This window comes from Crocosphaera sp. XPORK-15E (assembly GCF_034931425.1).
Classification (GTDB): Bacteria; Cyanobacteriota; Cyanobacteriia; order Cyanobacteriales; family Microcystaceae; genus UHCC-0190.
In genome coordinates, this window is sequence record NZ_JAYGHQ010000023.1 from 1 (window position 1) to 15,927 (window position 15,927).

Consider the following 15,927-nt stretch of genomic DNA (forward strand, 5'->3'; position numbering starts at 1 on the left):
TCTAACCAGAATAGAGAACTAATGTTCTAAATTTTGCCAAAATGAGAATTGCTGGAAAAAATAACGGAAGTCACCCTCGACAAATAACGTCAATTAATTGAATAGCGAGAAGTTATCTCTCTTATGGTCAAAGTTTTAGGATCTTGAAATCATCAGGGTTTCCCCAGACTGACAAAAGAGAGATAATAAAGTTTAGTTAAACCAAGGACAAAAATGGCTCTACAATCTCTAATTCTGTTGTGTTTTCCTGTAACTCAATGTGAGAATTATAACCTTGGTCGTAAAACACTAACTGTTGTGAAGGAGACACTAAAGAGCGAAACCAAACGGCAAAAGCCGCACAGTCTTTAATATACCCATCTAAACTGATTCCCTGTAGATCTCGATGTAATGCTCCATCGAGTCTTTGTCCGGTTTCTGGGATTATAATTACCCATTCTAAGCAATAGTAATCATCAGGATTACTGATGGTTTTAATCTTAATTTTTGACCAAGATTTCTCTAAATTTTTAGTCAATTCATTCTCATTAATTTGCCAATCTGTTGTTTCTGGGGGAGTGATGAGATATTCCATGTTTTGCTTCTCCTAACTAACTAATTAAGACATCAATATAAGGCAAGTGCATTCAACAAAACCTATGACCATCTACTTACTGAATAACAACACGACCAGGTAAATTAAACTGTTGAAGTAAACCGTCAAAAAAAGGAACTGCTTCTTTAATATTAACAATTACCCGTAATGCGATGACAGGAGTATTGGGGTCATTAATAACCGCAGCATACCGCCGAAACTCGTTTTCCACATCCCCAACCGCTTTGATACGAATGAAAGGGGGAATTGTTGACCCACTGATATAGGGACTATTGTTAGGTTTTTCGATATATTTAGCTTCTAATAGTTCTCCTGTTTTTAAATCAATCCCATCAGCCCAAATTTCTTCATTTCCATCCCTGACGCGGATTTCTACGTTACCACAATGTTTGATCTGAAATAAGTGGCGTTGACTATAGGTTGGGGTTGCCTTTTTAGGAAAATTACTGGCCCATTCTTCTACCGCATTAGTGGAGTCACTCAAAATCGCCGTCCTTGTTCAATAATTGCCCAAATACATAGGTTATCAGATAATGCGTAAGCAATAACTATTTGTTCTATTTTTAGTAAGGAGTTAACTTAGAATTTTAATTTATATTCCATCCCAGGAATTGAATATTGAGAAGTCATTTGAAGAAATTCTCCCCTATGTTTTGTAAAAAAGCCAGCATTTTAAATCTGATTCTCAAAAATCTAGGACGATTATTTATGGACAAAATTCAGCAAATCATCTCTAAATCGGCTCCGTTGATTTTAATTATTTTTCCCTTAATAGTAATCACGATTTATTATTTATTTAGCAATCAAAAAGAACAAGGAATTTTAGCAATCATTATCGCATTTTCCTCTTTTGCTCTTGGAGGCTTAATCGGGTTCTTATTTGGAATTCCAAGATATTTTAACGAGAAAAAATCCTATAACTCTAGTTCTCAGTCCTCTGAAAATAGTCAGAGTCGTTCAAATCAAATTAATTATAGGTCTAATACAAATCTTGAGCAAATTTCGGATTGGCTAACTAAAATATTAGTAGGAGTTGGATTAACTCAACTACCTGCACTTCATCAAAATATTCAGGAAATTGTCAAATATTTGGTCGAAAATCTTGCTAGTGGTCAAAGCATTATCTTTGGAATAATGACTTATTATACTGTGGATTGATAATAATCGATGGTATCAACTTGAAAATTCTTCTGCTTAATTCTTAGAATTATACACTTGTAAGGTGTGTAGGCTCCCCAGCATCAGTTTAAACCGTCAAAGAAACTAAAACCCCAAATTCTGCACCGCCCGTCGTTTAACCGCCTCACCCCTCCTATCATATTTAGCAGTAGTAACAGGACTAGCATGGCCAGCCAACTTCTGCACCGTCACAATATCAACACCAGCATCTAAGAGATCACTGCAAAACGTCCGACGAAAATCATGGGGGCTAAAGCTTTCAACCCCCGCCTGTAACGCCCTCTTCTGAACTATCAATAACACGGACTGGGAACTCATTGACCTAATCACTATCCGGCCACCCTTTTGAATAGGACAAAGTAACGCCCCAGGAGTGAACCCCCTAACCTCAAGCCAACGGTTGACGATAGCGATCGCACTCTCAGGAAGATAAACCAACCGATCCTTATCCCCCTTACCCCCAATAATCTGTAAAGATCCGGCCTCTTGGTTAAAATCTTTTAATTGCAGCTTCACCGCCTCAGCCCGACGAAGACCCGCCCCGCGCAGAATGGCAATTAAGGCCGCGTCTCTTAACCCTTGGGTGGTCGTATCGTTTTCACAAACCGCCATTAAAGCCTTAATCTCAGCTTGATTTAACGCCCTACCCCTCAGTTTCTTGCAGTTATTTTTTATACTCGGTAAATCAATGGCCGCCTGATAATCATCCCCACTCATCAATCCCAACCGTTTAGCCTCCTTTAACGTTCTCCTTAACGCACACATCATTTTGGCTGCCGTCGCCGGGGCTTGCCTTTCTAACAAAGCAGCTTGAACGGCTGAAGTATGCTGATATCTTAAGTTTGCCCAATTTAAACTGAGGTGATCACATTCCCCATTGGTCAACAGGGAGGCGATCGCCTTGAGACTTCCCTGCATAGTTAGACGAGAACGCGGAGCCAGCGAGCGCAAATAAACGGCTGCCGGATGTCCCGTCAACGGAAGGGGAGAGGTTAGTTTTAGGGAAGTGGTAACTTCAACCGTTAACATAATTAGTTATCAGAAGTGGAATTCTAACAAGTAATTTTACCGTATGTTAAATATCCCTGGCGGTCGCCGGAGGCGCGCCCTTGGCGAACGCCAATAGATAATGTCTATATTGACGTAGAGTATTTTAAGAACCATCGCCTTAAAAAAACTTGAACAAGCTCGCTCTCAATTGCAGGGCAATCGCATTGAATTTTTGTTAACTTGTATTGACAAATTAAAGAGAATGTGAATTAACGATAGCCAACGGCTGAATGTTCCCTTAATTATCAACCTATTAAAGAGATTTTGAAATAGAAATGATGAAACGATATCAAAGCTTTTTCTTATTATTAACAATAGCTGTGTTCACTGGATTTATCACCCTTTTTTCTTCGGGTTTATCTGCTTCTGAATCCTGTGTTTATCATGAATCGGCTTATCAAGGATTAAATTTATCTAGTTTATCAGTTGAATTAGAAAATACAGGTTTATTAGGAGAAATTCATGGCGCAGTTACTGGGGAGCAATTATATGTTTTATCTGTTCGTGAACCTGATAACTTTTTTGAATTTCGTCACTTCTCTTTAATTTCAGCTAATCAAAAGACTCAAGAAATTTTAGGAAAAGTGAAACGGCATGATCAAGTTTGTCTTAAAGGAAAATTAATAGATAATCCCAGTCCTCAACCCCATATCTTAGTGGAATCTGCTACGATTAGGGAATCCTGGTCAGGTTTAGAGGGTCATGAAAAATATAAATATGAGGCAACGATTCCCGAAGAATTAAAAGATAAAACCCACTTAGTTGTCAAAGTTCATGCAATTAATAATCAAGGAAAAATATTAGTAGTAGAATACAAAGATAGGGTGATTCCAATTTTTGTTGAAACCCCAGAGTTAACCAAGGACTTATATCGAGGTGATTTGATTGATATTAGTTATCAAATACAACCATTACCTGAAAAACCAACCCATTTAAACTTAAACCTAGCTGTTAAAAATCCTCTTAAAATTGTAGATCAATTAGTTTCTAGACAAGGAAAAGAAGAAACCTTAATAGGAAAGTTAGTTAAGTTTCCCAAAAGTCCTCAACTGAAGTTTGATGTTTATGGAATAGAAGTCATTACCCAAGAAATTCCCCGCTATTTTACTTTAGTTAATTTTGAAGATATTCAAGAATTTGAGAATATTAGGTTGAAACTAGCTCAAATTTGGAATAATAACTTAAACACGGTCAAACCTGCTCGGAACTTCTTAATTAATCCTAACGTAACCATTGAGGTACAAGGAAAAATAAATATTATTTCTCCTCAACAAGCTAATCCCCAAATTCTGTTAGAAAATGCCAGTCAGATACAAGTCTTGTCTTCATTTCAACAAAATTGACAACACATTCGAGACTATTTAAAACATTGGACAAGTTTTAGCGGACATTATTTTCCTAAAGAAGAAGATAGAAAAAGCTTACTTAAACAATTAGATAAAGCTCAATCAATTAAAGACTTTCACCAAGTTATTGAGCAATTATTAAAGGTGGGAATTGACCCATTTTAAAGGATATTTATGACTAACTCCGACATCCGAATCAAACGCGATACTTACGACGAACTAATCAAACATCTTGAAGTACACGCCCCCACCGATGAATGGGCAAGAACCTTACTTGAACGACTACAAACCGAAGCTAAACCTTCTTATCTACTTGATAGTGGGGCTTATTTGTAGATAGTAAGAACGGGGCTGAATATCGTGTTAATTAGTCTTTTTCTTTATGCAACGAGGGGGATTGAAAATGATTTTAACAAAACCAGAAATTAAACAAGTAAGAGAAAATTGAGAAAAGCACGCCCTGACGGGAAGGTAAAAAGCAAAAAGAAAAAGGCAAAAAGATAAAATGTTTAGCTAGTTTTAGAAATAAATAATTTAAAATCAAAAATATACTTTTGCCTTTTGCCTTCTACCTTTTACCTTTGCGTAGCGCGTGCTTTCCTACTTACTCACACACACCACATAATACCGAATTGGTATTCATTTACAATAAGCCTAAAGTCATCACTTTTGACATTCAAGATATAACAGACACTTTGATAATTGTCACACTTTTCTATTTACTGCCAAACTTGGCCTTAGCTTGCTCATAAATTTCTACAGTAATTTCATTATGTCCTGCTACGCTCGCAAACTTCTCAATCTTCTTGCGGGCTGCGGGGCGTACAAAAAAGGGAATTTCTTTAAGTCTTGCTTCTGCTTCGGGTGTCCAGTTCATTCGTGGTATTGGGTTTAACGATTTAACTATAATAAAAAATCCCCACCAAAAAGGCAGGGAAAGAACAAGAGAAAAGGGTCGAACCCATAGAGTTTAACGACCAAGCTTTTGAGAGTAGGCAACCATTCCAGCACTGACAACCTGTCCATAAGTATCGAGGCGGTTTTGTTGTCCAGCGCGGGTAGGAGCGAGAAATGTATCGGTTAAGCCCATTGAGGCGAACATGATAGTAGCAGCGAGAATAATGTAGTTACGGACGATGACGGTGTTGTTGGTGGTGGTGGTAGACATTTGTTTAACCTCGTTTCCTCTTGTTACCTTCATATTACGGGGGGTCAAGGGGTGATGTCAGTCCCAAAACTTATGTATATTCAGGGTTTTCGTCCTTTCCCTTTTCGCGTGAGAAGTGGAATTAAGTAGAAATCTTTCCCTAACCCCTGTCTAAGATAAGCTCTCCCTATAGATACCATTAAAATAAATTTGTCAAGCACTCTTTACAGATTGTTACATTTGTTGTTATATTAGTTTACATAAGGACCAAAACAGAGGCAACAAGCGATGTACACCACCACTCAACTAGATAACGGACTACTCAACAACTACGCCGTTGAACCCAAGCCTTATTACGCCCAATATCCTGCGCCCTTTCAACAACGCCGCTACTTAGTTCAAGGGGCTATGGCTGCTTTATTCGTAACCAGCTTAATCATCGTTTCTGCTGTTATTAGCTAATAATTTCATCTTCTACTTGACCCTTCGGCTTCGCTCAGGGTCAATGCTGAGCGGAGTCGAAGCATTGAAAAATCGGATTTCTCCCATTGACCTCGGTGTTGCTGAGGTTTTTTGCTGTTTATGGTTAGATTTGTCTTAAAGCCCAAATGGTACAGGTTATGCAACAGCCAAGGCGGATAGGACATTTTTCAAACCTCAAACCTAATCGCGGTAAGCTTTTAACCCCCTGTCTTCTGCCTCCTGCTATACATGGCATGGAATAGGATGATACTATATTGTATGCAACAGTATGGTATGGTACCATTACTACCTAAGCCATACTTAACCTTGTTACACCGTATGGTTTGATTACTGTTCTTCTCCTAACAGCTTTTCAATTTCCTTATCCAACGCCGGACATAATACTTCTCTAATAAGGCGTTGCTGACTTTTGTTAGTCTTCTCTGAGAGAAACTGTAACTTTAAAATATAAGGTTCCGACAACCTTAAATTAATCGACTTAATCACATCATCTCTAACATTATCTTCTTCCCAGGGTAGGGGTTCTGATGATCTAACTTCTTCAACAGAAGGTGGTGACTGTAATGGTTTTTCTGCTGCTTCAATAAAATCCTGTTCAGACTGCGTTGGGGGTTTAGCACTCAAGCGGGGTTTTTTATTCATGGAATACCTCTTTATATAAGCTGGTCATTTCTTTAGCTGCCTTCAGGTCTTTGGGTTGAAGTTCTACGACAGACAGCCCACTTTTGGCCGCCTTACGGTAAGCAATGCGGTCATGAATCACGGTTTTTAATAACACCAAATTTTCAAAATCTTCCAAAACTTCTTTAGCTTCTGCTGTCTCACTAACCGAGGGGTTCGTCGAAGCACGATTAACAACTACGAAAGTTTTTAACCCTTCATTAAACGCGATCGCTTGGTTGACTAAATCACTCATCGCTCCCAACGTCCAGACATCAAATTGAGAAGCTTGAATAGGAATAATCAACTTTTCAACCACCGTCATGGCCGCCCGAAGTTCAATACTATCTCTCCCCCCTGCATCAATAATGATGTCCTGGTAACGATTCGCCAAATCTCGAATCTCCGAAGCGATCGCCGAACCAAATTTTTGAATAGAAGGAACACGATGTAATTCTTCATTTCCTTCTCTAGTGGCCGCCCAATAACTAGCACTCCCTTGTTTATCAGTATCAATCACTAGCACATCACCCTCTTGGTTACGACGCATCGCTGCGAGGTTAGTAACCAGTGTGGTCTTGCCAGTTCCCCCTTTTTCCCCACCGACAAGGATAATCATTGATTTTTTCCCCCATCAGGTTAGATGATACGATACGGTATGATACCATACCATGTAACACAGAACCAAACTATACAGTACCATAGAAAAGAGCCAAAACCCCTAACTATTGTTCCCTTTACCTTCACTTTATGAACCGATATCCCCAAGACTGGAAAACTATAGCCACCACCGTTAAGGAAGCTGCTCGGTGGCGTTGTGCCAAATGTGGAACTCAGTGTATTAAACCAGGGGAGGATATCTCAAAGCTTACGGTATCTGAAAGAAGCGCAAGAACCTTACAAGTTCATCATGCCGACTTTACACCAGAGAATAATGAAGCCTCTAACCTCATTCCCGTTTGTACGGCCTGTCATCTCAGTTATCATCAGGGGAAGCGGGGAAATGTTAGTCCTGGGCAATTATCATTATTTTCTATTTGACCCCCTGAAAAACCCGTTTAATGCTTCTCTTTTGTTAATTTTTGCAAAAAATTTTCTCAAAACTAAAACCTTTAAATGATTTAGCTATATTGTGTCTATTAACTCTGAAATACTAACTCTTAATTATGCCAACTATAAATTAATTTCTTCCCAATTTAAAGCTTCTGTAAACTCCCCTAAATGTTTAACATTTGTCGTAGCAATGACAATATAGCGACTAGGGTATTTACTTTTGAGTAAACGCCAATGAGAAATAATAATCATATCGACATCAAAGCTCGCATCGTCAGCCGTTTTTCTTCCTTTTTGACGAGCTTCAACCCAAGTTTGAGATGCTGAAAACATCACTTCAGTTTCTACTTTCAGAAAGTCAATGATGTCTCTTAATTCATCTAAATTATCAACACTATCAAGACCAGGGTTTTTGACTTTTTCTAAAAGAAGACTTCTTCTTACTTCATAATCACAAACATCAGAACTAACCACATAAACCCCTTTGGCTAACAAAGAATAAAGCCAATTTTCACACAGTAAGGGTTTACCTTCCTTGTTAGGGTTTGTTAATAATCCTAAGACCCCTGAATCAAGAAAAACAATCATTGTCTAATCTTCAGAATATAGTTTAGAACCTTGGGGACGAAATTGATCAATTAACTGTTTAAACTTTTCAAAACCTTCTTGTCTTTCTTCCGCTTCTTCCTCAGTTATCTGTAAAGTTTTTTGTCGTCTTTCTTCTAATTTCTTTAAAGCCACCTGATTCCGTTTTATTTGTTCTTCTCTATCCCAATCAGGATAATCTTTCAGTTTGACTTGTAAGCTCATAATTATCTCCTCGCCATGACAGTTATTATCATTATAACTTAAACTTTAACCATGAAGACTTTATAATTAATAAAGAATAAACTCTCTCTCCACCGCCAAGGAACGGTTCTATCAACTAATGACTATTAACCATCAATTAATATGTTAGTTTTTCTGACTATTGGGGAATTCTAGAATTATATACTCGCCTATTGACAAATGGTCACTTAACACTTACCTATGATGACTCCCACCCATATCGCTTTTAGTGTTAGTTTAACCAGCATTGTCCTGGGAACCGCTAACTTAGAACTTTTGGGGGTAGCTGCGATCGCCATCATCTCTATCAATATTAACAGTGCAGGGGGCATCATCAGAAGCTTTAACCAAACCTTGGGCATCCCATCAGGAGCAATTGAGACGGTAAAAGCCGAATCTTCCCTATATTTACTCAATATTAAGGTTAAAGGCGGTTAACCTCTGGGAGTCCTATGGAAGTGATGAGATTATTAGGGGATTATTCTGTGTCAGGAAGTTTAATTGTCAGGACAATTAACGCCAAATAAAACTACAATAAAACTAATCATTATGGAGATGTAACGTTATGATTTTTCACTTATCAATTGCGGTTGATAATCCCAAGCACGTTGCTTCTGTTCTAGCAGAAATCTTCAAAGGAGAATTCACGGAATTTCCGCCCCATCCCGGCAGTTATATGAGTTTTGCTTTTGATAAATATGGGACAGCCATTGAAGTTTATCCCAAAGGCACAGAATTAAACCCTGGTACTAACCAAGACGAATTAAAGTTTAAACACAATGATTCCAGTTCCCAATTTACCGCTACTCATGCAGCGATTTCTGTGCCATTAAGTCAAGAAGAAATTGAAGAAATTGGACAAAGAGAAGGATGGCGAGTCGTTCATTGTAGTCGAGAAGGATTGTTTGAAGTGATGGAATTTTGGCTTGAAAACACTGTCATGTTAGAACTCTTAACCCCAGAAATGGCACAGCAGTATCAACAAACGATGAACCCGGAAAAGTTGCATCAATTATTCGCTCAAATGAAAAACATTTCCTAACTTAATTAATTTTCAATGCTTCGACTCCCTTCGACAAAGCTCCCTTCGACAAAGCTCAGGGCAAGCCGCTAAGCATTGACCCTGAGCGAAGCCGAAGGGTCAATTAGCCCTTGAACAAGGAAAACTTATCTCCCAGATAAAATCAGAAATTTTCTGCTGTTTATGACTAATTTTAGGAGAAATATCGATCCAAGAGACAAAAAATTCCTCAGTCGTCTAATACATATACCGAATATGTATGTAGGGAAATAAGGCGATCCCATCATCTTGGCTGTCAAATACATATACCGAATATGTAGGCAATGACCCTATCTCAGTTTTTTGGCTATAATTATATACATATACCGAATATGTATTAGACATGAGAACCCCCCAACAACGATGGAACGAGCAAAACCCCGAAGTTATTGCTAAAGCTACCCAGAAGTGGAAGTCAAAAAAAGTACGAATTGAATTCTTTTTAGAGCTAGGAGAAGCTGAACCGCTTCTCAAAATGGCTGGAAGTCGATCCGGTAATGCCAAGCGGTTATTACTAGAGGCTTTGAAGAGAGTAGAAAATTAGGGTTTGATATCGAAACCCCTCAAAAGTTAATTTTTATCTTAATAATGACTCTTATCTGTCATCAGAAGTGTAACCTAAAAACTCACCACTCTCTCGCATTGCTCGATAAGAAGCCCAGTTCAGTATGGGAGTTTGTTCAGTTGACTTCAATCTTTTTTCTGCTTGACTTTGTTCTATTGAACAAGAATTCTGTAAAAATTCTCGTAAGGTATGATCAACTTGAGAGATCCCTGTTAAATATTTATTCATAATTTTTTTTGACATAATCAAATGGATAATATTAATCTCCCTCTAGACTCGTTAACCTCAATTTTAGATCAAATTCAGATAGATGGTGACGATTTTAGTAACTGCGCCAATCGTGATGAATTTATAGAAGCATTTAAAACTCAAATCATTACTCAATTAGAAGCATCTAATTATAAAGAAATTCTTAAAACTTATTTTAAACAACAGATAAATGACACTACCAATCATACTCTATCACCAAGTTTATTAGAAGAATCCGCATGGGAAGCAGCTAGAAATCAGTATAAAAATTTGCTTGAGTTTATCAAACAGATGGAGATTCCTAAACTGATAATACAAGCATGGGAAGAAGAAAGAATACTGAACCAACATCAAACTGAACCAATTACTGCTACCCGATTATTTCAAAATTCTCCCTATGCTCCAATTGCGTCTTGTATGCCTGTAGTATCAGGGTTAGAAGCTATTACCAAAAATTATCTTTGGCAAGACAATGGAGAGCTTCCTGCCTTTTTTAAAAAAGGATGCAAAAGTAACTCAAGTAACTATATTGTACATTACATCACTAGCCCTGGAGATATCACCTTATTACCATTTAGGGAAGCTCAAGAAATTATCAATAAATTTAGTCTAGATGCTGGCAAGCTTCACTTATTATTTTCTGCTTATTGTATGAAAACAACAGAACCTTGGCGTTCTGAATTTACTCTTAAAGCTAGTGATATATTGAAAATATTTAATGAAAACCGTAAAGATTTTAATAAATTACAGAAATTAAAAGAGATAGCTTCTACCGCTTTTATGTTAGATTCTTTATTAGTTAAAGCTGAATGGGAAGAAGGAAAAAAAAATGGAAAAGTAATGGTAAGCGTAGCTATTTCTCGGATGTGGAACATCAGCTTTAACTATCAAGGACACAAAAACCTTTTTGGAGAAATCGAAACACCTGAAGAAATTTATATCACTATACAACCAGGATTATGGACTAAAGAATTTTTAAATAAAGCAGGACAAAAAGCCAGGAAAGCATTATATCAATTTGGATATATTTCAGAAGAACTTTTTAAACTTAATGCTTATCGAGATGAATTTATCTTACGGGGTTTAATGTACTTAACTCTGGCTAGTAGATTTCATCCTCATGGCAACTATAAAGTTTTAACCTTACTTAAAGAGTGTATTTGTATTAACCCAGATGAGAAAATAGCTAAAGCTAAAAGCGATCGCCATAGCCGTTTGAAGCTGACAAATCGTTGGGATAATTTCTTAATGACTTTAAGCAAAATGGGCTGGAATATTACCTATGATCCAGTAACTTATCCTGAAATGCTACAGCCAAACAGTGAAAAGAAAAAGCCAAGAGGTTACTTTGAAAAATGGCTAGAAGCACGACTGACCATATTACCACCCTTAGACATTCCACCCTATACTCGTACCCTGTCAACCCAAAAATCATCTGGGACACGAAAAGCCAAAAAAGATAAGAGTATAACCGCGAGCGAAATTAAAGCAGCAAGATTAAAAAAAGGTTGGAGTCAAAGACAACTAGCAGGAAAAGCAGGGATATCAGCTAGTTTCATCTGTTTAATCGAAAAAGGAACAAGAAATCCTGATACAAAATTAATGACTCATCTGTGTCAACTTCTAGACCTTGAAGTCTAATCCTCCCCATAAATATAAGTAAGTTTTCATGACCAAATTTGGGATCAGACTATATACTTCACCATTCAGTATCAGGTTGCGTGTGCTTATAAATAACGTTACTCATTTCGGGTTATCTATTCACAGCTTTCTCAAAAAAACCAGCTTAAAATCGCCCTTAAATACAGATTGGGTAAAGGTTTGAATCTGTTTACAAGAACGTTACCCCTATCGGGTTATGTGTTTACAGCTTTGTCAACAAAAAAAAAAGTTCAAAAATCGCCCTCAAATGCAGATTATGTAAGGGTTTAACTTTGTTTACAAAAATGCCCGAATCGGGTAACGTTTACACCCGAATCGGGTAACGTTTACACCCGAATCCGGTAACGTTCTATTTTTAAAAGTTAGTCCTAGTCAGACTTTGAGGGTCATATCCTTTTTCCGATCAGACTGATAAGTCTGATCAACTGAAAACCCTTGATAAAAAAAACCTGACATAATTAAGGACACCCAACTATCTGAGGCTGAACCCGTTATGAATTGATCTTGTTGACTGCAACATACCTAGACACTTACAGGCAACAACACCACCTCGTAGCTATAAAATATAAAAAAAGAAACTAAGACGGAGATTTCCATCATAGTTTCTTGAATTTGATAAAAGTTATGAATTACGCACTGTCACGAAAAAATCATTTTTTGAATCATCTGAATTGGCGGTGCTGCCGCACTCGCGGAGCGAGATCGCTTTGTTTAGGGCGCAATCCAGGTTTCAGACGTTGAGTGCGTAACTCAAAACATAACCACCTCAATGATACCATCATGAAAACTTTTGAACTCACAGCTGACTACGAACAAACCAACACCGAACTTGACTACGATCAAGCCCTATACATCGTTGAGAACAATTTAGTAGATCCTTGTTGCAGTCGAGAAGATTGGGTCAAACTAGGAACGGCCATGAAATCCGCCGGCCTTGACTTTGAACACTTTGACCGATGGAGTCAAGGAAGTCCGGATCAGTATAACGCCAAAAACTGTCAATCTACTTGGAACAGTCTCAAAGAGAACAGAAGTGGTATTGCTTATCTTGTCAAAGAAGCCAAGTATCAGAGTAATTTTGATGCAAGTGCCTGGACTAAAGAATGGTATCGGCAACATGGCAACAACAATGGCTATAACAGCAGGAATGACTATGGTTTAGTCAATGGCAATGACTATAACAACGGGAATAAAAACGATTTAGCCGATAACAATGGCTATAGTTTAACCAATGGCAATGACTATAACAACGGGAATGGCTATGGTTTAACCAATGGCAATGACTATAACAACGGGAATAAAAACGATTTAGCCAATGGTAATGGCCATGGGAATAGTTTAGCCAATGGCAATGGAAGTTATCGGGCTTCTCGTACCCGTGCTATTCAACCCAAGCCTAAACGTTCCCCTCAGCCCAACATAAAGCCCCCTATCAGGCTCGAAAATCCTATTACCTTAGCAAACCCCATTCAAGTTACTGAACCCGTTAAAATAACCCGTTCTTATGGCTATGACCTCGAATATAAGTATTGGTACTCAGATAACCAATTGGTTAAACGGGTTGAATATTACAACAACGAGGGTAAACGCATTACTCCCAAGGGTAAAAAGAAGGATAAGGCAGTGATGCCCTATGTGGTTATTGACGGTCAAGAAAAAATAGGAAAAGGCGATCCGGCTTCGCAAGTGGGACAGCACCGCTTGTGGCCAGCATACCGACTCACGGAGGCGATCGCATCAAAATCCAAATACATCTTCACTGTAGAGGGTGAACCATCTGCTGACAATGGTTGGTTAATTGGGTTTCCTGCTATCAGTTTACAGGGAGCATACAAAAAAGAGGAATTACTTGAATTAGGTAAAAAATTAATGGCAGCCCAGAAAATTCCCATTATTATTCCTGATCACGATCAAGAAGGACGTAATAAAGCCCAAAAACTGGCACAATTATTTTCTTCGGTGGGATTAGATTATTTAATGTTTGACTTGTCTCTAATCTGGGATAAGATCCCTGACAAGGGAGATATCGTAGATTGGGTAACAATGATGATGAGTCAAGGGCGATCGCCAGAAGAAGTGGGTCAAATCTTGGCTGACCATATCGAAAGCACTTTGAAAGCTGGCTATTTACCTGACTGGTTAGAGCTTCAAGAAGAATATTATGAAGTCAATAATTCTCAAGATTTTCAAGGCTCAAATCATCAATTGATAATTGATAATGATCAAGCATCTTTTCAAGGCTTAAATCATCAGTCTCAAGTTTATCATTCTCAAACATCAAATTATCAAAACCAAGCCGATAATCCCCAAATAGCCAAGAGTAAAAATAACAAGAATTACTCAAGAACCAACAATGAAAATGATAAATCTTTCAACCCAAATGAGTATGGATTACCTCATTGGCATCAAAGTGAAGTAGCGACATGGATCGCTACGCAATTTAAGCAAGAATTAGCTTGGAATACCGAGATCGGAGAATGGTATCGTTATGGTGAATCTCTCAAGGGAATCTGGAAAATCCAAGCGACCGAGTATGTTCTGTTACTCATTCAACAACAATGTAAGTACATTTTAGAGCAGTACAAACAAATTTTGATTAGCCTTGGACAAAAAGATAAAATCCAAAAATATCTGGGTTTTTCCAGTAGTTTTGTTAATGGAGTCATTACGCTTTTAAAGGGACAATTAGCTGTTAAAGATTGGGGTGAAACTGATGAATTAATTCCCTTGAAAAATGGAGTTTTCAACCTAAAAACTCATGAGCTATTAGAGCATAAACCTGAAAATTATCTAACATGGTGCTTACCCTACGATTACAACCCACTAGCCCTCTGTGACCCCATTCAACAATGGCTTCTCGAAATGTGCCAAGGGGATCATGTTGTCGTTGAACTCATTCGCGCTTATTTACATGGCATTGTTACCGGACGCACCGATTGGCAAAAATACCTAGAATTAATTGGGCCAGGGGGAACCGGAAAATCCACCTTAATCAGATTGGCGATCGCCTTAGTAGGACAACAAAATGTTCACACCACAACCCTAGCCAAACTAGAAACCAGTCGCTTTGAGACGGCATCCATCAAAGATAAACGATTAGTGGTCATTACTGATTCAGAACGTTACACAGGGGGTTGTAGCGTTCTTAAAGCATTAACCGGACAGGATACCCTAGCCTATGAACAGAAGCACAAACAATCAAGGGAAGGCTTTATTCCAAGAGCAATGGTCATGGTAGCAGCGAACGAGATTCCCCAAATGGCTGATTATACAAGTGGTTTAGAACGCCGTCGTCTAACCTTAGCCATGACCAAACGAATCGAGGGACACCAACAGCGTGACCTCATGGCCATTCACCCTGACCGAATTAGTGGAGAATTTGCCCCGTTTATCCCTGGACTACTCAATTGGGTGTTAGGAATAAACCCAGAGTTCGCTACCCAGTTAATTAAAAATCACAGCATCTTAACCCCCTCCCTAGAACAAATGAAGGCTGAAACCCTAATCAGCACTAACCCCATTGCTGCATGGGCGGATCTTTGTTTGGTTGAAGTTCCTGACAACAACATCTATGTGGGGTCAGCCTCTAAATCCCTTGATTTCTTCTTGTATGCCAGTTATCACAGTTATTGCTTAGAAAACGGCTTTAAGCCACTTAATAATGGACGATTCTCAAAATTACTTCATGATTTATTAGTCAACCAACTCAAAATCAACACCAAAAGGGGGCGTGACAAAAAAGGGTCATATTTCACTAATTTAGGGATTCGATCTTCGTTTGACAGTGAAAAATTATTGATAACTAAAGAATACTCTGCCGATGAGGGTGATGAAGGTAAGGTGACAGTAGGGATGACGGTGGAAACCCCCATAGGTGATAGTGGTGAGGGTGATGAGGGTAAATTACATAATAAGAGTTTTCAAACCTTATCCCCCCCACCAGACCTTGTTAGTACGGATAAGCCAATTGATCCTGTTCTTATAGATAAGGCAAATGATTCTGTTATTACAGATAAGGCAAATGATTCTGTTATTACAGATAAGGCAAAT

General features: G+C 38.3%; 19 protein-coding genes. 9 read left to right on the forward strand and 10 right to left on the reverse strand.

Features of this window, described 5'->3' with window-relative positions; translation table 11 throughout:
• Positions 1-196: 196 nt before the first annotated feature.
• Positions 197-574 carry a hypothetical protein gene (locus VB691_RS21820; protein WP_323293644.1) on the reverse strand — a complete coding sequence of 126 codons (378 nt, stop codon included), beginning with the start codon at positions 572-574 and terminating at the stop codon, positions 197-199.
• A gap of 76 nt (positions 575-650) precedes the next feature.
• Positions 651-1,079, reverse strand: a complete 429-nt coding sequence (locus tag VB691_RS21825) for a restriction endonuclease fold toxin-2 domain-containing protein (RefSeq protein ID WP_323293645.1) — start codon at positions 1,077-1,079, stop codon at positions 651-653.
• Between the two features lie 224 nt (positions 1,080-1,303).
• Here VB691_RS21825 and VB691_RS21830 point away from each other — a divergent pair, with 224 nt between their 5' ends.
• On the forward strand, positions 1,304-1,753 hold the full coding sequence (locus tag VB691_RS21830; protein WP_323293646.1) for a hypothetical protein: 450 nt from the start codon (positions 1,304-1,306) through the stop codon (positions 1,751-1,753).
• A gap of 105 nt (positions 1,754-1,858) precedes the next feature.
• On the opposite strand, the gene VB691_RS21835 is transcribed toward VB691_RS21830, so the two are convergent.
• Positions 1,859-2,803, reverse strand: a complete 945-nt coding sequence (locus tag VB691_RS21835; protein WP_323293647.1) for a tyrosine-type recombinase/integrase — start codon at positions 2,801-2,803, stop codon at positions 1,859-1,861.
• Between the two features lie 296 nt (positions 2,804-3,099).
• Here VB691_RS21835 and VB691_RS21840 point away from each other — a divergent pair, with 296 nt between their 5' ends.
• Positions 3,100-4,167, forward strand: coding sequence for a hypothetical protein (locus VB691_RS21840; protein ID WP_323293648.1), 1,068 nt, complete (start codon positions 3,100-3,102; stop codon positions 4,165-4,167).
• Positions 4,168-4,344: 177 nt separating this feature from the next.
• Positions 4,345-4,506, forward strand: a complete 162-nt coding sequence (locus tag VB691_RS21845) for a hypothetical protein (RefSeq protein ID WP_323293649.1) — start codon at positions 4,345-4,347, stop codon at positions 4,504-4,506.
• 379 nt (positions 4,507-4,885) lie between these two features.
• On the opposite strand, the gene VB691_RS21850 is transcribed toward VB691_RS21845, so the two are convergent.
• Positions 4,886-5,047: a PCP reductase family protein gene (locus VB691_RS21850; RefSeq protein ID WP_323293650.1), complete on the reverse strand. Its 162-nt coding sequence runs from the start codon at positions 5,045-5,047 to the stop codon at positions 4,886-4,888.
• 93 nt (positions 5,048-5,140) lie between these two features.
• The gene (locus VB691_RS21855) at positions 5,141-5,338 is read right to left on the reverse strand and encodes a hypothetical protein (RefSeq protein ID WP_323293651.1); all 198 of its coding nucleotides are present in this window, start codon (positions 5,336-5,338) and stop codon (positions 5,141-5,143) included.
• A 267-nt stretch (positions 5,339-5,605) separates the two neighbouring features.
• On the opposite strand from VB691_RS21855, the gene psb34 reads away from it, so the two are divergent.
• Positions 5,606-5,779, forward strand: a complete 174-nt coding sequence (gene psb34, locus VB691_RS21860; RefSeq protein ID WP_323293652.1) for a photosystem II assembly protein Psb34 — start codon at positions 5,606-5,608, stop codon at positions 5,777-5,779.
• Between the two features lie 348 nt (positions 5,780-6,127).
• Here the strand turns inward: psb34 and VB691_RS21865 are convergent, their stop codons facing one another.
• Both VB691_RS21865 and VB691_RS21870 read right to left on the reverse strand, forming a co-directional pair.
• A complete protein-coding gene (locus tag VB691_RS21865; RefSeq protein WP_323293653.1) occupies positions 6,128-6,442 on the reverse strand; it encodes a hypothetical protein in 315 nt (104 codons plus the stop codon).
• A complete protein-coding gene (locus VB691_RS21870) occupies positions 6,435-7,079 on the reverse strand; it encodes an AAA family ATPase (protein WP_323293654.1) in 645 nt (214 codons plus the stop codon). Before VB691_RS21870 ends, VB691_RS21865 begins: the two co-directional genes overlap by 8 nt.
• A 131-nt stretch (positions 7,080-7,210) precedes the next feature.
• On the opposite strand from VB691_RS21870, the gene VB691_RS21875 reads away from it, so the two are divergent.
• A complete protein-coding gene (locus tag VB691_RS21875) occupies positions 7,211-7,501 on the forward strand; it encodes an HNH endonuclease (protein WP_323293655.1) in 291 nt (96 codons plus the stop codon).
• 132 nt (positions 7,502-7,633) lie between these two features.
• Here the strand turns inward: VB691_RS21875 and VB691_RS21880 are convergent, their stop codons facing one another.
• Positions 7,634-8,101 (reverse strand): type II toxin-antitoxin system VapC family toxin, encoded by a 468-nt coding sequence (locus VB691_RS21880; RefSeq protein ID WP_323293656.1) that lies wholly within the window; start codon positions 8,099-8,101, stop codon positions 7,634-7,636.
• 3 nt (positions 8,102-8,104) lie between these two features.
• A complete protein-coding gene (locus VB691_RS21885; protein WP_323293657.1) occupies positions 8,105-8,323 on the reverse strand; it encodes a hypothetical protein in 219 nt (72 codons plus the stop codon).
• A gap of 219 nt (positions 8,324-8,542) precedes the next feature.
• Here VB691_RS21885 and VB691_RS21890 point away from each other — a divergent pair, with 219 nt between their 5' ends.
• Together VB691_RS21890 and VB691_RS21895 are read left to right on the forward strand one after the other, a co-directional pair.
• A complete protein-coding gene (locus VB691_RS21890; protein WP_323293658.1) occupies positions 8,543-8,779 on the forward strand; it encodes a hypothetical protein in 237 nt (78 codons plus the stop codon).
• Between the two features lie 127 nt (positions 8,780-8,906).
• Positions 8,907-9,383 carry a hypothetical protein gene (locus VB691_RS21895; RefSeq protein ID WP_323293659.1) on the forward strand — a complete coding sequence of 159 codons (477 nt, stop codon included), beginning with the start codon at positions 8,907-8,909 and terminating at the stop codon, positions 9,381-9,383.
• Between the two features lie 613 nt (positions 9,384-9,996).
• On the opposite strand, the gene VB691_RS21900 is transcribed toward VB691_RS21895, so the two are convergent.
• Positions 9,997-10,194 (reverse strand): hypothetical protein, encoded by a 198-nt coding sequence (locus VB691_RS21900; RefSeq protein ID WP_323293660.1) that lies wholly within the window; start codon positions 10,192-10,194, stop codon positions 9,997-9,999.
• Positions 10,195-10,215: 21 nt separating this feature from the next.
• Between VB691_RS21900 and VB691_RS21905 the strand changes: the two genes are divergently transcribed.
• Both VB691_RS21905 and VB691_RS21910 read left to right on the forward strand, forming a co-directional pair.
• A complete protein-coding gene (locus VB691_RS21905) occupies positions 10,216-11,856 on the forward strand; it encodes a helix-turn-helix transcriptional regulator (RefSeq protein WP_323293661.1) in 1,641 nt (546 codons plus the stop codon).
• An 801-nt stretch (positions 11,857-12,657) separates the two neighbouring features.
• On the forward strand, positions 12,658-15,927 hold a 3,270-nt coding region (locus tag VB691_RS21910; RefSeq protein WP_323293662.1), incomplete at its 3' end, for a phage/plasmid primase, P4 family.

Coding starts and splice junctions, on each gene's coding strand:
- VB691_RS21820 (WP_323293644.1), bottom strand. CDS start 574: ATGGAATATCTCATCACTCCCCCAGAAACAACAGATTGGCAAATTAAT.
- VB691_RS21830 (WP_323293646.1), top strand. CDS start 1,304: ATGGACAAAATTCAGCAAATCATCTCTAAATCGGCTCCGTTGATTTTA.
- VB691_RS21835 (WP_323293647.1), bottom strand. CDS start 2,803: ATGTTAACGGTTGAAGTTACCACTTCCCTAAAACTAACCTCTCCCCTT.
- VB691_RS21840 (WP_323293648.1), top strand. CDS start 3,100: ATGATGAAACGATATCAAAGCTTTTTCTTATTATTAACAATAGCTGTG.
- VB691_RS21845 (WP_323293649.1), top strand. CDS start 4,345: ATGACTAACTCCGACATCCGAATCAAACGCGATACTTACGACGAACTA.
- VB691_RS21850 (WP_323293650.1), bottom strand. CDS start 5,047: ATGAACTGGACACCCGAAGCAGAAGCAAGACTTAAAGAAATTCCCTTT.
- VB691_RS21855 (WP_323293651.1), bottom strand. CDS start 5,338: ATGTCTACCACCACCACCAACAACACCGTCATCGTCCGTAACTACATT.
- psb34 (WP_323293652.1), top strand. CDS start 5,606: ATGTACACCACCACTCAACTAGATAACGGACTACTCAACAACTACGCC.
- VB691_RS21865 (WP_323293653.1), bottom strand. CDS start 6,442: ATGAATAAAAAACCCCGCTTGAGTGCTAAACCCCCAACGCAGTCTGAA.
- VB691_RS21870 (WP_323293654.1), bottom strand. CDS start 7,079: ATGATTATCCTTGTCGGTGGGGAAAAAGGGGGAACTGGCAAGACCACA.
- VB691_RS21875 (WP_323293655.1), top strand. CDS start 7,211: ATGAACCGATATCCCCAAGACTGGAAAACTATAGCCACCACCGTTAAG.
- VB691_RS21880 (WP_323293656.1), bottom strand. CDS start 8,101: ATGATTGTTTTTCTTGATTCAGGGGTCTTAGGATTATTAACAAACCCT.
- VB691_RS21885 (WP_323293657.1), bottom strand. CDS start 8,323: ATGAGCTTACAAGTCAAACTGAAAGATTATCCTGATTGGGATAGAGAA.
- VB691_RS21890 (WP_323293658.1), top strand. CDS start 8,543: ATGATGACTCCCACCCATATCGCTTTTAGTGTTAGTTTAACCAGCATT.
- VB691_RS21895 (WP_323293659.1), top strand. CDS start 8,907: ATGATTTTTCACTTATCAATTGCGGTTGATAATCCCAAGCACGTTGCT.
- VB691_RS21900 (WP_323293660.1), bottom strand. CDS start 10,194: ATGAATAAATATTTAACAGGGATCTCTCAAGTTGATCATACCTTACGA.
- VB691_RS21905 (WP_323293661.1), top strand. CDS start 10,216: ATGGATAATATTAATCTCCCTCTAGACTCGTTAACCTCAATTTTAGAT.